The sequence below is a fragment of the Pseudomonas sp. BC42 genome, assembly GCF_021560055.1.
Lineage (GTDB): Bacteria > Pseudomonadota > Gammaproteobacteria > Pseudomonadales > Pseudomonadaceae > Aquipseudomonas.
The window spans coordinates 5,519,216-5,533,610 of the sequence record NZ_CP091067.1; the positions used below are offsets into that span (position 1 = coordinate 5,519,216).

The following is a 14,395-nucleotide window of genomic DNA, read 5'->3' on the forward strand; positions in this document are numbered from 1 at the left end:
TCAGCGAAGCGTTACAGACGACCCAGATCGTTGACCAGAGCAAGCAGCATGACTCCGACCACCAAGCTGATACCGATCTGTATCCCCCAACCTTGCACCCGATCCGACAAGGGACGACCACGCGCCCACTCGATCAGATAGAACAACAAATGCCCCCCATCCAGTACCGGGATGGGCAACAAATTCAGAACACCCAGGCTAATACTCAGATAAGCAAGGAAATTCAAGAAATCAGCAATGCCCGACTGGGCAGAAGCGCCCGCCACTTTAGCAATGGTTATCGGTCCACTCAAGTTTTTTACCGAGAGCTCGCCGAACAACATTTTCTTCAGTGATTCCAGGGTCAGGACGCTCATGGTCCAGGTCCGCCGGGCCCCTTCGCCAATGGCCTCCAGCGGACCATAACTGACCTCGCGGAGCATCTCCGGCGGCCAGTCTACCGCCTTCACCCCGGCCCCAAGATAACCGCTGGGCGCCTTGCTTTCACCGCGACTGGCCAAAGTCACCGGGATCTCGACCTGAGCGCCATCGCGCTCCACCTGCAGCACAATCTTGCTGCCAGGGTGCATCCGCACCCGATCGACCACCTGCTGCCAGTCATTGAGCGGCTGCCCATCAAGGGCCAACAGGCGATCACCGCTTTTCAGGCCAGCCGTCTGGGCCGGGCCTTTCGGGTCCAGCTCGGCCAACACCGGCGGCAAGGCCGGCCGCCATGGGCGAACCCCCAGGGAGCGGATAGGGTCCGGCTCATCAGCCCCCTTGAGCCACTTGTCCAGTACCAGCTGACGGGGCGACTCCACAGTCGCGCCCTGCTCGCGCACCAACACCTGCAGCGCGCCACTTTCACCCAAACGACGCACCAGCTGCAGGTTGACCGCTGCCCAGCCAGTGGTCGGCTCACCGTCGATGGCGACGATTTCCTGACCGGCAGCAAGGCCCGCCTGCGCCGCAATACTGCCCGCCTCCACATCACCGATAACCGGCCGCACCTGCTGGCTGCCCAGCATCGCCAGACCCCAGAAGAACACCAGCGCCAGGAGGAAGTTGGCAATCGGCCCCGCGGCAACAATGGCAATGCGCTGGCGAACCGACTTGCGATTGAAGGATTGATCCAGCTCCTCGACGGCCACTTCGCCTTCACGCTCATCGAGCATTTTCACGTAGCCGCCCAGCGGAATGGCGGCGATCACGAACTCAGTGCCGCGACGATCGTGCCAGCGCAGCAGCGGCATGCCGAAGCCTACGGAGAAGCGCAGCACCTTGACGCCACAGCGGCGGGCGACCCAGAAGTGGCCGAATTCGTGGAAGGTGACCAGCACACCCAGGGCTACCAGGGTGCCGACAATCATATAGAGCGCGCTCATCTACTTTCTCCGCAATCCTGTTCGCCGCCACTCGCGCGGTCGCGCATCCTATCGCCCGTTACGCTGCAACCATTGTTCCGCCAGGCTCCGGGCCTTGGCGTCCGCCGCAAACACCGCATCGAGTTCATTGACTGCGACCACAGGTTCACGGACTAAAACTTCGTCGATGATACTCGCGATTTCCGGGTAACGGATGCGCCGTTCGAGAAACGCCGAAACCGCCACTTCGTTGGCCGCATTGAGCATCGCCGGCGCACTGCCACCCGCCTCGGCAGCCTGACGCGCCAGCCGCAGGCAAGGAAACCGCTGCTCGTCGGGTGCTTCGAAGTCCAGGCGGGCAATCGCAAACAGATCCAGCGGCGCAACACCAGAGTCGATACGCTCCGGCCAGGCCAGGGCATTGGCGATCGGCGTGCGCATATCGGGATTACCCAACTGCGCCAGCACCGAACCGTCGACATAATCCACCAGGGAGTGAATCACGCTCTGGGGATGCACCACCACTTCAACCTGTGAAGGCCTGGCATCGAACAACCAACAGGCCTCGATCAGCTCCAGGCCCTTGTTCATCATGCTCGCCGAGTCCACGGAGATCTTGCGTCCCATGGACCAGTTCGGATGGGCACAAGCCTGCTCGGGCGAGACACGCTCAAGCTCGGCCAGCGGCGTCTGACGGAACGGACCACCCGAGGCTGTCAGCAGAATCCGTCGCACCCCGATTGCCCCCAACCCCCGGGAGAAGTCGGCAGGCATGCACTGGAAGATTGCATTGTGCTCGCTGTCGATGGGCAGCAGCACCGAACCACTCTTGCCCACCGCCTGCATGAACAGCGCGCCGGACATCACCAATGCTTCCTTGTTGGCCAGCAGAATTTTCTTGCCGGCCTCAACGGCTGCCAGGGTCGGACGCAAACCGGCCGCCCCGACAATCGCCGCCATCACCGCATCGACCTCAGGCGCCGACGCGACGTCACACAAACCTTGCTCACCCACCAGAACCCGGGTCGAGAGACCGGCAGCCCGCAGCTCTTCCTGCAAACGACTGGCGGCAGCCGCCTCCGGCACCACCGCAAAGCGCGGCACGTGGCGAATGCACAATGCCAGCAACTCGGCCAGGCGACTGAACCCGGTGAGGGCAAACACCTGGTAGCGATCCGGATGACGGGCAATAACGTCCAAGGTACTCAGCCCTATGGAGCCCGTAGCCCCCAGAACCGTTACCTGCTGGACAGCACTCACAGTCCGGCCATCCACAGCAGTACCGCAAACACCGGGATAGCCGCCGTCAGGCTGTCGATCCGATCGAGCACGCCACCATGGCCCGGCAACAGGTTGCTGCTGTCCTTGATGCCCGACTGACGCTTGAACATGCTCTCGGTCAGATCACCGACCACGGAAATAAACACCACGATGGCCGCCCCCAGCAACCCCAGCAGGATCTGCCCGGCACTCCAGTCACGCACCAGCCCGACCACCGCGGTAATCACCAGGCTCAAGGCCAGGCCGCCATACACACCTTCCCAGCTCTTGCCAGGACTGACCTGAGGCGCCAGCTTGCGCTTGCCGAAAGCCTTGCCGGAGAAATAGGCGCCAATATCCGCGCCCCACACCAGCACCATGACCGACATGATCAACCAGTTGCCCAGTGGCAGCTGCTTGATGAACACCAGGCCCTGCCAGGCCGGCAACAGGATCAACAGACCGATCAGCAGCTTGGGCGCGACGCCCGACCAGTGCTCGCTGGTACGTGGATAAGTCAGCACCAGGAAGGTCGCCAACGCCCACCACAGCACTGCAGCGCCCAGCACCCAAGGAGCAACGCCCGGCACCAGGTGCATGAGCAGCAACATCGCCGCCACCACCAAGGCGAAGGCGACCCGAGCCGGCTGCGCCTCGAAACCGGCCAGGCGCGCCCACTCCCAGGCTCCCAGGCTCACCACCAGACCGATGAACAGGGCAAACCCCGAACCTTCCAGCAGGAAAAACCCGCACAAAGCGATCGGCAGCAGGATCAGTGCCGTAATGATTCGTTGTTTAAGCATTAAACCCGGGCTCCAGCCTCGACCTGCTCGCTCGTCTTACCGAAGCGCCGCTGGCGAGATGCGTAATCGGCCAGCGCATTGCGCATGGCTTCGTGTTTGAAGTCCGGCCAGAACAGGTCGGAGAAATACAACTCGGCATAGGCCAGTTGCCACAACAGGAAGTTACTGATGCGATGCTCGCCACCGGTACGGATGCACAAATCCGGCAACGGCAGATCGCCGGTTGCCAGGCAGGTTTGCAACAGACCCGGCGTGATGTCCTCGGGGCGCAGATGACCGGCCTGAACCTCACGCGCCAGGCGCTGGGCAGCCTGAGCGATGTCCCACTGCCCGCCATAGTTGGCGGCAATCTGCAGGATGAAACGATCGGGACCGGCCGTAATGGCTTCCGCCTCGCGCATTGCCGCCTGCAGCTCGGGATGGAAGCGCGAACGATCGCCAATGATCCGCAAGCTGATGTTGTTCTCGTTGAGGCGCTTGGCCTCACGACGCAACGCCTTGAAGAACAGGTCCATCAAGGCGCTGACCTCATCAGCCGGGCGCTGCCAGTTTTCACTGGAAAAGGCAAACAGGGTCAGCACCTCGACCTTGGCCTCAGCGCACACCTCGATCACCGCACGCACCGCATCGACACCCGCTTTATGCCCGGCAACACCCGGCATAAAGCGTTTTTTTGCCCAGCGGTTATTTCCGTCCATGATGATCGCGACATGGCGCGGCACCGAGGACAACACGGACTGCTTGGTCTTTTCCATGAAAACGCCTGACCCTTAAACGGCCATCAAGTCCTTTTCTTTTTCCTCAGTCGCCTTGGCGATCTGAGCTTCAAAGTCCTTGATCAGCTTGTCGATTTCGGCGCTGCCACGACGCTCTTCGTCTTCGCTGATTTCCTTGTCCTTGGTCAGTTTCTTCAACTCGCCCAGGGCGTCGCGACGGATGTTGCGCACGGCAACCCGTGCATCTTCGGCCGCGGCGCGCGCCTGCTTGGTGAAGCCTTTGCGGGTTTCCTCGGTCAGCGGCGCCATCTTGATCAGCAGAAGCTCGCCCAGGTTGGTCGGGTTGAGGTTGAGACCGGCACTGCCAATGGCCTTGTCGATGGCGCCGAGCATGTTGCGCTCGAATGGCACGACCTGCAGGGTCTGGGAATCCTTCACGGTAACGTTGGCAACGCCGCTCAACGGCGTGTCGGTACCGTAGTAAGGCACCATCACGCTGCCCAGGATACTCGGGTGGGCCTTGCCGGTACGGATCTGGCCGAATGCATGCGCCAGCGATTCCAGGGACTTTTTCATGCGCTCCTGGGCGTCTTTCTTGATTTCGTTGATCATTGTTCGCCTTCCTCGATCAGGGTTCCTTCAGCGCCACCATGCACGATATTCAGCAGGGCGCCGGGCTTGTTCATGTTGAATACCCGCAGCGGCATCTTGTGGTCGCGGCACAGGCAGATGGCCGTCAGGTCCATCACTCCCAGCTTGCGATCCAGCACTTCATCGTAAGTCAGATGATCGAACTTCTCGGCATGCGGGTCCTTGAACGGGTCTGCAGTGTAAACACCGTCGACCTTGGTTGCCTTGAGCACGACATCGGCATCGATCTCGATGGCGCGCAGGCAGGCTGCGGAGTCGGTAGTGAAGAACGGGTTGCCGGTGCCGGCCGCGAAAATCACCACCTCTTTGGAGTTCAGGTGGCGCATGGCCTTGCGACGGTCATAGTGATCGGTCACGCCCACCATGGAAATGGCGGACATCACGATGGCCGAGATATTCGCACGTTCCAGCGCGTCGCGCATGGCCAGGGCGTTCATCACAGTGGCCAGCATGCCCATGTGGTCGCCCGTGACCCGATCCATCCCGGCTGCGCTCAATGCGGCGCCACGGAACAGGTTGCCACCACCGATTACCAGGCCTACCTGGACGCCGATGCCGACCAGTTGGCCGACTTCCAGCGCCATGCGATCCAGCACCTTGGGGTCGATCCCGAACTCTTCCGAGCCCATCAGGGCCTCGCCGCTAAGCTTGAGTAGAATGCGTTTATAGCGAGCTTGATAACCACTGCCCTGCTGAGCCATTGCGAATCTCTCCTGCGGCGTATTTTAAAAATTCTTTGCGGGCTGTTTTCAGCCTGCGTTCACTCTAGCTTGACGCTGTCACAGCGCCATCAGAACACGACTTTGTAAACCGGTTCCGAGGTCACACAACAAAATTGCCCTGCCCATTTGAAAAGAGGCTGCGCGCGTGAGCGGGCAGCCTCTTCTGGGCGACAGTTGAAAAACCGTCTTACTGTTGCTTGGCAGCAGCCAGTTGTGCAGCTACTTCTTCAGCGAAGTTGTCTTCTTTCTTCTCGATGCCTTCGCCTACGGCGAAACGAGTGAAGGAAACGATTTCAGCGCCGCCTTTCTTGGCCAGAGCACCTACGGTGATTTCTGGATCCTTGACGAAGGCTTGCTCAACCAGGCTGGCTTCAGCCAGGAACTTGCTGATACGGCCAGCGATCATCTTCTCGACGATTTCGGCAGGCTTGCCTTTCATCTTGTCTTCGTTCAGCTGCAGGAACACGCCCTTTTCACGCTCGATGGCTTCGGCGGAAACTTGCGAAGGCAGCAGGAACTCAGGGTTGCTTGCCGCTACGTGCATGGCGATGTCTTTGGCCAGGTCAACGGAACCGCCCTTCAGGACAACCGCAACACCGATCTTGTTACCGTGCAGGTAAGTACCGACCACGTCACCTTCAACGCGAGCCAGACGACGGATGTTGACGTTCTCGCCGGTCTTACCCACCAGGATCAGACGGTCGGCTTCTTGAGCTTCGATCAGCGGAGCGGCGTCGGTCAGTTTGTCAGCGAACGCTTTTTCAACGCTGGCAGCAACGAATGCCTTGAAGTCGTCCTGCAGAGCCAGGAAGTCGGTCTGCGAGTTCACTTCCAGCAGGACAGCGGCTTTACCGTCGTCCTTGATGGCGATAGCGCCTTCAGCAGCCACGTTGCCTGCTTTCTTGGCAGCCTTGATGGCGCCGGAAGCACGCATGTCATCAATGGCTTTTTCGATGTCGCCGCCGGCCTTGGTCAAGGCCTTTTTGCAATCCATCATGCCTTCGCCGGTACGCTCGCGCAGTTCTTTGACCAACGCTGCAGTAATCTCTGCCATTTTCAAAATCCTCTTGGATAGGTTTTCAACCATTCCACCCGATCGAACGGGCGTTCAATTCTTGGGCGCTGCCCCGAACTCACTTCATAACAGCCCCGGATTACAGAATCTGTCGGGGCGCGACGACGAAATGATTTTCGAGTTGGCAAAAAGGGGGCCAAGCCCCCTTTTTGCGTACTGAGTAAACGCTAAGCGTCAGTTACTCAGGCTTCAGCCGCCGGTGCTGCAGCTTCTTCGAACACTTCGGTGCCGCCAGCAACGTTGTTGCGACCACGGATCACAGCGTCAGCCATCGAACCCATGTACAGCTGGATGGCGCGAATGGCGTCATCGTTGCCTGGGATGATGTAGTCAACGCCTTCCGGGCTGCTGTTGGTATCGACAACGCCGATGACCGGGATGCCCAGCTTGTTGGCTTCGGTGATCGCGATGCGCTCGTGATCAACGTCGATCACGAACAGTGCGTCAGGCAGGCCGCCCATGTCCTTGATACCACCCAGGGAACGATCCAGCTTTTCCAGATCGCGAGTGCGCATCAGCGCCTCTTTCTTGGTCAGCTTGGCGAAGGTGCCGTCTTCTGCTTGCACTTCAAGGTCACGCAGACGCTTGATGGAAGCACGGATGGTTTTGTAGTTGGTCAGCATGCCGCCCAACCAGCGGTGATCGACGTACGGCGAACCGCAACGTGCTGCTTCTTCAGCAACGATCTTGCCAGCGGAACGCTTGGTGCCGACGAACAGAATCTTGTTTTTGCCCTGGGCCAGACGCTCTACGAAAGTCAGAGCTTCGTTGAACATTGGCAGGGTTTTTTCAAGGTTGATGATGTGAATCTTGTTACGCGCACCAAAAATGTACTTGCCCATTTTCGGGTTCCAGTAACGAGTTTGGTGACCGAAGTGCACACCGGCCTTCAGCATATCGCGCATGTTGACTTGGGACATGATAGTTCCTTAATAAGTCGGGTTAGGCCTCCACGTATCCCAATGACCAACCAACAGCCTGCGCTGAGGGCACCCAGGTCATCGTGTCGACACGTGTGTGGGTTTGGGCTTTTCGGGGCATCCCCGGAAAGCGGCGCATTTTATACCACAGCGAGGGGCAAAACGGAACCCGGATTCACATCCGCCGATCCTTGGAGTTTTTGCCCTGTTGCTGGAATCGGCCCAGAATGCACCATTGTATGGAGACAAGCGCCAGCAGAACCTCAGATTTGCGCTGAGCGTCTGTTAGAATCGCTCCTTTGCGGCTTCCGAAAACCTTCCTGCTTCCACCCCGGCGCCAGCCTTGCCGGGGCAGGTTTTCAAGCCATTCCGTGTATATCGCGCCACTGAGCGTCAAGAGAGCCTGTATGACCGTCACCCTCAAAACTCCCGAGGACATCGCCAAAATGCGTGTCGCCGGCAAACTGGCCGCCGAAGTGCTGGAAATGATTGCCGAGCATGTCAAACCCGGGGTCACCACCGAAGAACTGGACCGCATCTGCCACGACTACATCGTCAACGTGCAGGGCGCCATCCCGGCCCCGCTGAACTACAAGGGCTTCCCCAAGTCCATCTGCACCTCGATCAACCACGTGGTGTGCCACGGCATCCCCAACGAGAAGCCGCTGAAGGATGGCGACACCCTGAACATCGACGTAACCGTCATCAAGGACGGCTACCACGGCGACACCAGCCGCATGTTCCACGTCGGCAATGTGCCTGTCTGGGCCGAGCGCCTGTCGCAGATCACCCAGGAATGCATGTACAAGGCCATCGAACTGGTGAAGCCGGGCTGCCGCCTGGGCGACATCGGCGAAGTGATCCAGAAGCACGCGGAAAAGAACGGCTTCTCGGTCGTGCGCGAATTCTGCGGCCACGGCATTGGCAAGGTATTCCACGAAGAGCCGCAGATCCTGCACTACGGCCGCGCCGGCACCGGCATGGAACTCAAGGCCGGCATGACCTTCACCATCGAGCCGATGATCAACCAGGGCAAGGCCGACACCAAGGTGCTGGGCGATGGCTGGACCGCCATTACCAAGGACCGCAAGCTCTCGGCGCAGTGGGAACACACCCTGCTGGTCACCGAGACCGGCTACGAAATCTTCACCCTGCGCAGCGATGACACCATCCCCCGGGTATCTGCCTGATCCACAACGCCGCGTCCCGACCTTATAGATAGAAAGGAAAGCCAATCGATGCCGCAGGTGGATCCCGAACTCTTCGACCGTGGCCAGTTCCAGGCGGAACTGGCACTGAAGGCCAGCCCCATCGCCGCCTTCAAGAAAGCCATCCGCCAGGCACGGGAAGTGCTCGACAACCGCTTTCGCAGCGGACGGGAAATCCGCCGGCTGATCGAGGACCGCGCCTGGTTCATCGATAACATCCTGCAAAAGGCCTGGGACCAGTTCAACTGGAGCACCGAGGCCGACATCGCCCTGGTGGCGGTCGGCGGCTACGGCCGCGGCGAGCTTCACCCCTACTCCGACATCGATCTGCTGATCCTCCTGGACAACGCCGATCACGAGATCTTTCGCGACTCCATCGAGCGCTTCCTTACCCTGCTCTGGGACATTGGCCTGGAAGTCGGACAAAGCGTGCGTTCGGTGGACGAGTGCGCCGAGGAGGCCCGGGCCGACCTGACGGTCATCACCAACCTGATGGAAAGCCGCACCATCGCCGGGCCCGAGCACCTGCGCCAGCGCATGCTGGACGTCACCAGCACCGCGCACATGTGGCCGAGCAAGGACTTCTTCCTGGCCAAGCGCGCCGAACAGAAGGCCCGTCACCACAAGTACAACGACACCGAATACAACCTGGAGCCCAACGTCAAAGGCTCCCCCGGCGGCCTGCGGGATATCCAGACCATTCTCTGGGTGGCCAGGCGCCAATACGGCACCCTGAACCTGCGAGCCCTGGCCGGCGAAGGCTTCCTGGTGGAAAGCGAAAACGCCCTGCTGGCCTCCTCCCAGGAATTCCTGTGGAAGGTCCGCTACGCCCTGCACATGCTTGCCGGGCGCGCCGAAGACCGCCTGCTGCTGGACCACCAGCGCTCCATCGCCGAGCTGCTGGGGTTCAGCGGTGAAGACGTCAAGCAGTCGATAGAAAGCTTCATGCAGCAGTACTACCGGGTGGTGATGAGCATCGCCCAGTTGAGCGACCTGATCATCCAGCACTTCGAGGAAGTGATCCTCGCCCCCGAGGACGAAGCCCCGCCGCAGCCGATCAACGCTCGCTTCCAGCTGCATGACGGCTATATCGAGGCGATCAACGACAACGTGTTCAAGCGCACCCCGTTCGCCATGCTGGAGATCTTCGTGCTGATGGCCCAGCACCCTGAGATCAAGGGCGTGCGCGCCGACACCATCCGCCTGCTGCGCGAACACCGGCACCTGATCGACGACGACTTCCGCCACGACATCCGCAACACCAGCCTGTTCATCGAGCTGTTCAAGTGCGAGATCGGCATCCACCGCAACCTGCGGCGGATGAACCGCTACGGCATCCTCGGACGCTACCTGCCGGAGTTCGGCTTCATCGTCGGACAGATGCAGCACGACCTGTTCCACATCTATACCGTGGACGCCCACACGCTGAATCTGATCAAGCACCTGCGCAAGATGCAGTACACGCCGATCTCCGAGAAATTCCCCCTGGCCAGCAAGCTCATGGGCAAGCTGCCCAAGCCCGAGCTGATCTACCTGGCCGGCCTGTATCACGACATCGGCAAGGGCCGCCACGGCGACCACTCGGAAATCGGCGCGGTGGATGCCGAAGCCTTCTGCGTGCGCCATCAGTTGCCTCTGTGGGACACCCGGCTGATCGTCTGGCTGGTGCAGAACCACCTGGTGATGTCCACCACCGCCCAGCGCAAGGACCTGTCCGACCCGCAGGTGATCCACGACTTCGCCCAGACCGTGGTCGACCAGACCCGCCTCGACTACCTCTACGTACTCACGGTCGCCGACATCTACGCCACCAACCCGACCCTGTGGAACTCCTGGCGCGCCAGCCTGTTGCGCCAGCTCTACACCGAAACCAAGCGCGCCCTGCGCCGCGGCCTGGAAAACCCGGTGGACCGCGAAGAGCAGATCCGCCAGACCCAGAGCGCCGCCCTGGACATCCTGGTGCGCAACGGCACCGACCCGGACGAAGTGGAACAACTCTGGTCGCAACTGGGCGACGACTACTTCCTGCGCCACACCGCCGGCGATGTGGCCTGGCACAGCGACGCGATCCTCCAGCAGCCGGCGGACGGCGGCCCGTTGGTGCTGATCAAGGAAATCACCCAGCGCGAGTTCGAGGGCGGCACCCAGATCTTCATCTACGCCCCGGACCAGCACGACTTCTTCGCGGTGACCGTGGCCGCCATGGACCAGCTCAACCTGAACATCCATGACGCACGCATCATCACCTCCAGCAGCCAGTTCACCCTCGACACCTACATCGTCCTGGACAACGACGGCGAGTCCATCGGCAACAACCCGCAGCGGGTCGAACAGATCCGCAAGGGCCTGACCGACGCCCTGCGCAACCCCGACGACTACCCGACCATCATCCAGCGCCGGGTGCCGCGCCAGCTCAAGCACTTTGCCTTCGAGCCCGAGGTGACCATCCACAACGACGCCCAGCGTCCGGTGACCGTGCTCGAGCTCAGCGCCCCGGACCGCCCAGGCCTGCTGGCGCGGATCGGCAAGATCTTCCTGGAGTTCGACCTGTCGCTGCAGAATGCCAAGATCGCCACCCTGGGCGAGCGTGTGGAAGACGTGTTCTTCATTACCGATGCGCACAACCAGCCCCTTTCCGACCCACAGCTGTGCAGCCGCTTGCAGGATGCGATCGTCGAACAGTTGAGTGTCAGCCACGAACCGACTATCGAAACGACCCGCCTGAGCATCTGACAGGTCTGAACCGCCGCTTTGAGTGAGAAAACGCACCGATGAACAACGCTCTGAACCAGTTGCAGCCTTACCCGTTCGAAAAGCTGCGGGCCCTGCTCGGCACCGTGACGCCCAACCCGGACAAGCGCCCGATCGCCCTGTCCATCGGCGAGCCCAAGCACCGCTCGCCGAGCTTTGTCGCCGAAGCCCTGGCCAGCAACCTCGATCAGATGGCGGTCTACCCCACCACCCTGGGCATCCCGGCGCTGCGTGAAGCGATTGGTGCCTGGTGCGAGCGCCGCTTCGGCGTGCCGACCGGCTGGATCGACCCGGCGCGCAACGTATTGCCGGTCAACGGCACCCGCGAAGCCCTGTTTGCCTTCACCCAGACCGTGGTCAACCGCGGCGAAGACGCCCTGGTGGTCAGCCCCAACCCCTTCTATCAGATCTACGAAGGCGCCGCCTTCCTCGCCGGAGCCAAGCCGCACTACCTGCCGTGCCTGGATGAAAACGGCTTCAACCCGGATTTCGACGCCGTACCGGCCGAGATCTGGCAGCGCTGCCAGATCCTCTTCCTGTGCTCCCCGGGCAACCCCACCGGCGCGCTGATCCCGCTGGACACCCTGAAAAAACTGATCGCCCTGGCCGACGAACACGACTTCGTGATCGCCGCCGACGAGTGCTACAGCGAGCTGTACTTCGACGAGCAGACCCCACCGCCGGGCCTGCTCAGCGCCTGTGTCGAACTGGGCCGCAAGGACTTCAAGCGCTGCGTGGTGTTCCACAGCCTGTCCAAGCGCTCCAACCTGCCGGGCCTGCGCTCCGGCTTCGTTGCCGGCGACGCCGAGATCCTCAAGGGTTTCCTGCTGTACCGCACCTACCACGGCTGCGCCATGCCGGTGCAGACCCAACTGGCCAGCGTCGCCGCCTGGAACGACGAAGTGCACGTGCGCGCCAACCGCGCGCTGTACCGCGAGAAGTTCGACGCGGTGCTGGCGATCCTCGCCCCCGTGATGGACGTACAACGCCCGGACGGCAGCTTCTACCTGTGGCCGAACGTGGCCGGGGATGACGCCGCCTTCTGCCGCGACCTGTTCGAGCAGGAGCACGTGACCGTGGTCCCGGGTTCCTACCTGTCGCGGGATGTGGACGGCACCAACCCGGGCGCCGGACGGGTGCGCATGGCGCTGGTCGCGCCGCTGGCGGAGTGCGTGGAAGCCGCCGAGCGGATTCGCGATTTCGTGTTGCGTCGGGCCTGAGCCCCTTCGTCGACAAGCCGGCTCCTGCACCTTCCCTGCAGGAGCCGGCTTGCCGGCAAAAGCGTCATCCGTTCACTTCACCTGCCCCAGATTCGCCTCGCTCAAATCCAGGTCCGCCAACACCTCGCGCAGCACATCGTCACCGATCTGGTGATGTCGGCTCAGGCGATACAGCTCCAGCCGTTGCGCACGCAGGGCCTTGAGCCGCAGGCGGCGCTCCAGCAAGTCCATCTGCAAGGCCAGGGCCTGGGCCTCGGCGGAGTCGTTGTAGACCTCCAACTGATGCCGGTACTCAGCCATCAAGCGTCCCTTGAGCTCGGTGGCCAGCGCCGCTTGCGCCGCGTCCGGAACCTCACTGGTTTCGGCCACCTCCTCGGCCTCCAGGGCATGGATCGCTGCCTCGGCAGTCTTGCGCCAGGCATCGCGCACTTCCCCGCGGCGCTTGTCGTCGGGGCTCTTCACAATGCCGCGCAACAGCAGCGGCAGGGCAATGCAGGCCGCCACCAGGGACAGCAGAATCACTCCGGCGGCGATAAAGATCAGCAGGTCACGCTCGGGAAATGCCTCCCCGGCGCCCAGGAACAAAGGCACCGACATCACACCGGCCAAGGTCACCGCCCCACGTACCCCACCCACGGTCAGCAGCCAGCAGGAACGCGCCGTGGGCACCAGGGTCAGCTCGCCCTTGCCGCGCCAGCGCCGCAGCAGCCCGGACAGACGCCAGATGCTCTGCACCCAGATAAAGCGCAACACCAACAGCACCAGGAAGATCGCCAGCACATCCAGGCAGCGGTAGAACAGGGTCGGCCAGAGCGAGGTCTCGTGACTGACCACGGCCTTGACGATGTCCGGCAGTTGCAGGCCCAAGAGCAGAAAAATCAGGCCGTTAAAGGCAAATTCCAGCAACGACCAGACACTGCGATTGAGCAGCCGGGTGCTGGTCTGGCGCGGCAGCAGGTCGAGCCAGCTCTGCATCATCCCCGCCGCCACCGCCGAGAGAATGCCCGAGGCCCCCAGGCGCTCGGCCAGCACATAGGCGGCAAACGGCAACAGCAGCATGAACACCACATGGGTCGCCGGGTCGTCCCAGCCGCGGGCGATCATCCAGGCCCGCAGGCGCCCCACCAACCAGCTCAGGGCCACGCCGACCGCCAGCCCGCCCACCGCCACCAGAACAAAGGTCAGGCTGGCATTGGCCAGGGAAAACACCCCAGTCACGGCCGCCACCAGGGCGAACTTGAAGGTCACCAGGCCCGAAGCGTCGTTCATCAGGGCCTCGCCCTGAAGCATGTGCATCAGCGGGGTCGGCAGGCGGTTCTGGGAAATCGCCGACACCGCCACGGCGTCGGTGGGCGACAGCACGGCCGCCAAGGCAAAAGCCACCGGCAGAGGAATGGTCGGCAACAGCCAGTGAATGAAGTAGCCGGCACCGACCACTGTAAACAGCACCAAACCCACCGCCAGGGTCAGAATCGGTCCCCGCAGACGCCAGAATTCGCGCTTGGGCATGCGCCAGCCATCGGAAAACAGCAGCGGCGGCAGAAACAGGAACAGGAACAGCTCCGGGTCCAGGGCGACGTGCAATCCCAGGGTCGGCCAGGCCAACAAGGCGCCGGCGACAATCTGGAGCAAGGGCAAGGGCAGCGGAATCACCCGTCCGACCAGTCGCGAAAGACTCACCAGCATCAGCAGGATGAGGACGGTATAGGCGGTTTGCATAAAGCGA

At 61.8% G+C, this 14,395-nt stretch carries 12 protein-coding genes; 3 read left to right on the plus strand and 9 right to left on the minus strand.

Annotated elements, in window-relative coordinates; genetic code table 11:
• Positions 1-11: 11 nt before the first annotated feature.
• The 8 genes from rseP to rpsB all read right to left on the minus strand — a co-directional run bounded on the left by rseP (position 12) and on the right by rpsB (position 7,490).
• Positions 12-1,364, minus strand: a complete 1,353-nt coding sequence (gene rseP, locus L1O02_RS24975) for a sigma E protease regulator RseP (protein WP_060837764.1) — start codon at positions 1,362-1,364, stop codon at positions 12-14.
• A 48-nt stretch (positions 1,365-1,412) separates the two neighbouring features.
• Positions 1,413-2,603 carry a 1-deoxy-D-xylulose-5-phosphate reductoisomerase gene (gene ispC, locus L1O02_RS24980; protein WP_060837763.1) on the minus strand — a complete coding sequence of 397 codons (1,191 nt, stop codon included), beginning with the start codon at positions 2,601-2,603 and terminating at the stop codon, positions 1,413-1,415.
• Entirely contained in the window at positions 2,600-3,406 is an 807-nt protein-coding gene (locus L1O02_RS24985; RefSeq protein ID WP_060837762.1) for a phosphatidate cytidylyltransferase, read from the minus strand. Before L1O02_RS24985 ends, ispC begins: the two co-directional genes overlap by 4 nt.
• Positions 3,406-4,161, minus strand: coding sequence for a polyprenyl diphosphate synthase (uppS, locus tag L1O02_RS24990; protein ID WP_047302041.1), 756 nt, complete (start codon positions 4,159-4,161; stop codon positions 3,406-3,408). The genes L1O02_RS24985 and uppS overlap by 1 nt, the downstream gene beginning before the upstream one ends.
• A gap of 15 nt (positions 4,162-4,176) precedes the next feature.
• Positions 4,177-4,734 (minus strand): ribosome recycling factor, encoded by a 558-nt coding sequence (frr, locus tag L1O02_RS24995; protein WP_011059527.1) that lies wholly within the window; start codon positions 4,732-4,734, stop codon positions 4,177-4,179.
• The gene (gene pyrH / locus L1O02_RS25000; RefSeq protein ID WP_011059526.1) at positions 4,731-5,474 is read right to left on the minus strand and encodes a UMP kinase; all 744 of its coding nucleotides are present in this window, start codon (positions 5,472-5,474) and stop codon (positions 4,731-4,733) included. Before pyrH ends, frr begins: the two co-directional genes overlap by 4 nt.
• A 208-nt stretch (positions 5,475-5,682) precedes the next feature.
• Complete coding sequence (tsf, locus tag L1O02_RS25005; protein ID WP_060837761.1) at positions 5,683-6,549, minus strand: translation elongation factor Ts; 867 nt, start codon at positions 6,547-6,549, stop codon at positions 5,683-5,685.
• A 203-nt stretch (positions 6,550-6,752) separates the two neighbouring features.
• Positions 6,753-7,490 (minus strand): 30S ribosomal protein S2, encoded by a 738-nt coding sequence (gene rpsB / locus L1O02_RS25010; protein ID WP_011059524.1) that lies wholly within the window; start codon positions 7,488-7,490, stop codon positions 6,753-6,755.
• Positions 7,491-7,897: 407 nt separating this feature from the next.
• Between rpsB and map the strand changes: the two genes are divergently transcribed.
• From map to dapC, 3 genes are read left to right on the plus strand one after another with little or no spacing between them, the layout of a single operon-like run.
• Positions 7,898-8,680 (plus strand): type I methionyl aminopeptidase, encoded by a 783-nt coding sequence (map, locus tag L1O02_RS25015; RefSeq protein ID WP_047302039.1) that lies wholly within the window; start codon positions 7,898-7,900, stop codon positions 8,678-8,680.
• A gap of 48 nt (positions 8,681-8,728) precedes the next feature.
• Positions 8,729-11,431 (plus strand): [protein-PII] uridylyltransferase, encoded by a 2,703-nt coding sequence (locus tag L1O02_RS25020; protein WP_060842600.1) that lies wholly within the window; start codon positions 8,729-8,731, stop codon positions 11,429-11,431.
• A 38-nt stretch (positions 11,432-11,469) separates the two neighbouring features.
• On the plus strand, positions 11,470-12,669 hold the full coding sequence (gene dapC / locus L1O02_RS25025) for a succinyldiaminopimelate transaminase (protein ID WP_060837759.1): 1,200 nt from the start codon (positions 11,470-11,472) through the stop codon (positions 12,667-12,669).
• 72 nt (positions 12,670-12,741) lie between these two features.
• On the opposite strand, the gene L1O02_RS25030 is transcribed toward dapC, so the two are convergent.
• Positions 12,742-14,388 carry a Na+/H+ antiporter gene (locus L1O02_RS25030; protein WP_108544468.1) on the minus strand — a complete coding sequence of 549 codons (1,647 nt, stop codon included), beginning with the start codon at positions 14,386-14,388 and terminating at the stop codon, positions 12,742-12,744.
• Positions 14,389-14,395 lie beyond the last annotated feature (7 nt).

Excerpts from the sequence above, each read along its gene's own strand:
- tsf (WP_060837761.1), bottom strand. The coding sequence starts at position 6,549 with ATGGCAGAGATTACTGCAGCGTTGGTCAAAGAACTGCGCGAGCGTACC.
- L1O02_RS25020 (WP_060842600.1), top strand. The coding sequence starts at position 8,729 with ATGCCGCAGGTGGATCCCGAACTCTTCGACCGTGGCCAGTTCCAGGCG.
- rseP (WP_060837764.1), bottom strand. The coding sequence starts at position 1,364 with ATGAGCGCGCTCTATATGATTGTCGGCACCCTGGTAGCCCTGGGTGTG.
- rpsB (WP_011059524.1), bottom strand. The coding sequence starts at position 7,490 with ATGTCCCAAGTCAACATGCGCGATATGCTGAAGGCCGGTGTGCACTTC.
- dapC (WP_060837759.1), top strand. The coding sequence starts at position 11,470 with ATGAACAACGCTCTGAACCAGTTGCAGCCTTACCCGTTCGAAAAGCTG.
- pyrH (WP_011059526.1), bottom strand. The coding sequence starts at position 5,474 with ATGGCTCAGCAGGGCAGTGGTTATCAAGCTCGCTATAAACGCATTCTA.
- L1O02_RS25030 (WP_108544468.1), bottom strand. The coding sequence starts at position 14,388 with ATGCAAACCGCCTATACCGTCCTCATCCTGCTGATGCTGGTGAGTCTT.
- uppS (WP_047302041.1), bottom strand. The coding sequence starts at position 4,161 with ATGGAAAAGACCAAGCAGTCCGTGTTGTCCTCGGTGCCGCGCCATGTC.
- L1O02_RS24985 (WP_060837762.1), bottom strand. The coding sequence starts at position 3,406 with ATGCTTAAACAACGAATCATTACGGCACTGATCCTGCTGCCGATCGCT.
- map (WP_047302039.1), top strand. The coding sequence starts at position 7,898 with ATGACCGTCACCCTCAAAACTCCCGAGGACATCGCCAAAATGCGTGTC.
- frr (WP_011059527.1), bottom strand. The coding sequence starts at position 4,734 with ATGATCAACGAAATCAAGAAAGACGCCCAGGAGCGCATGAAAAAGTCC.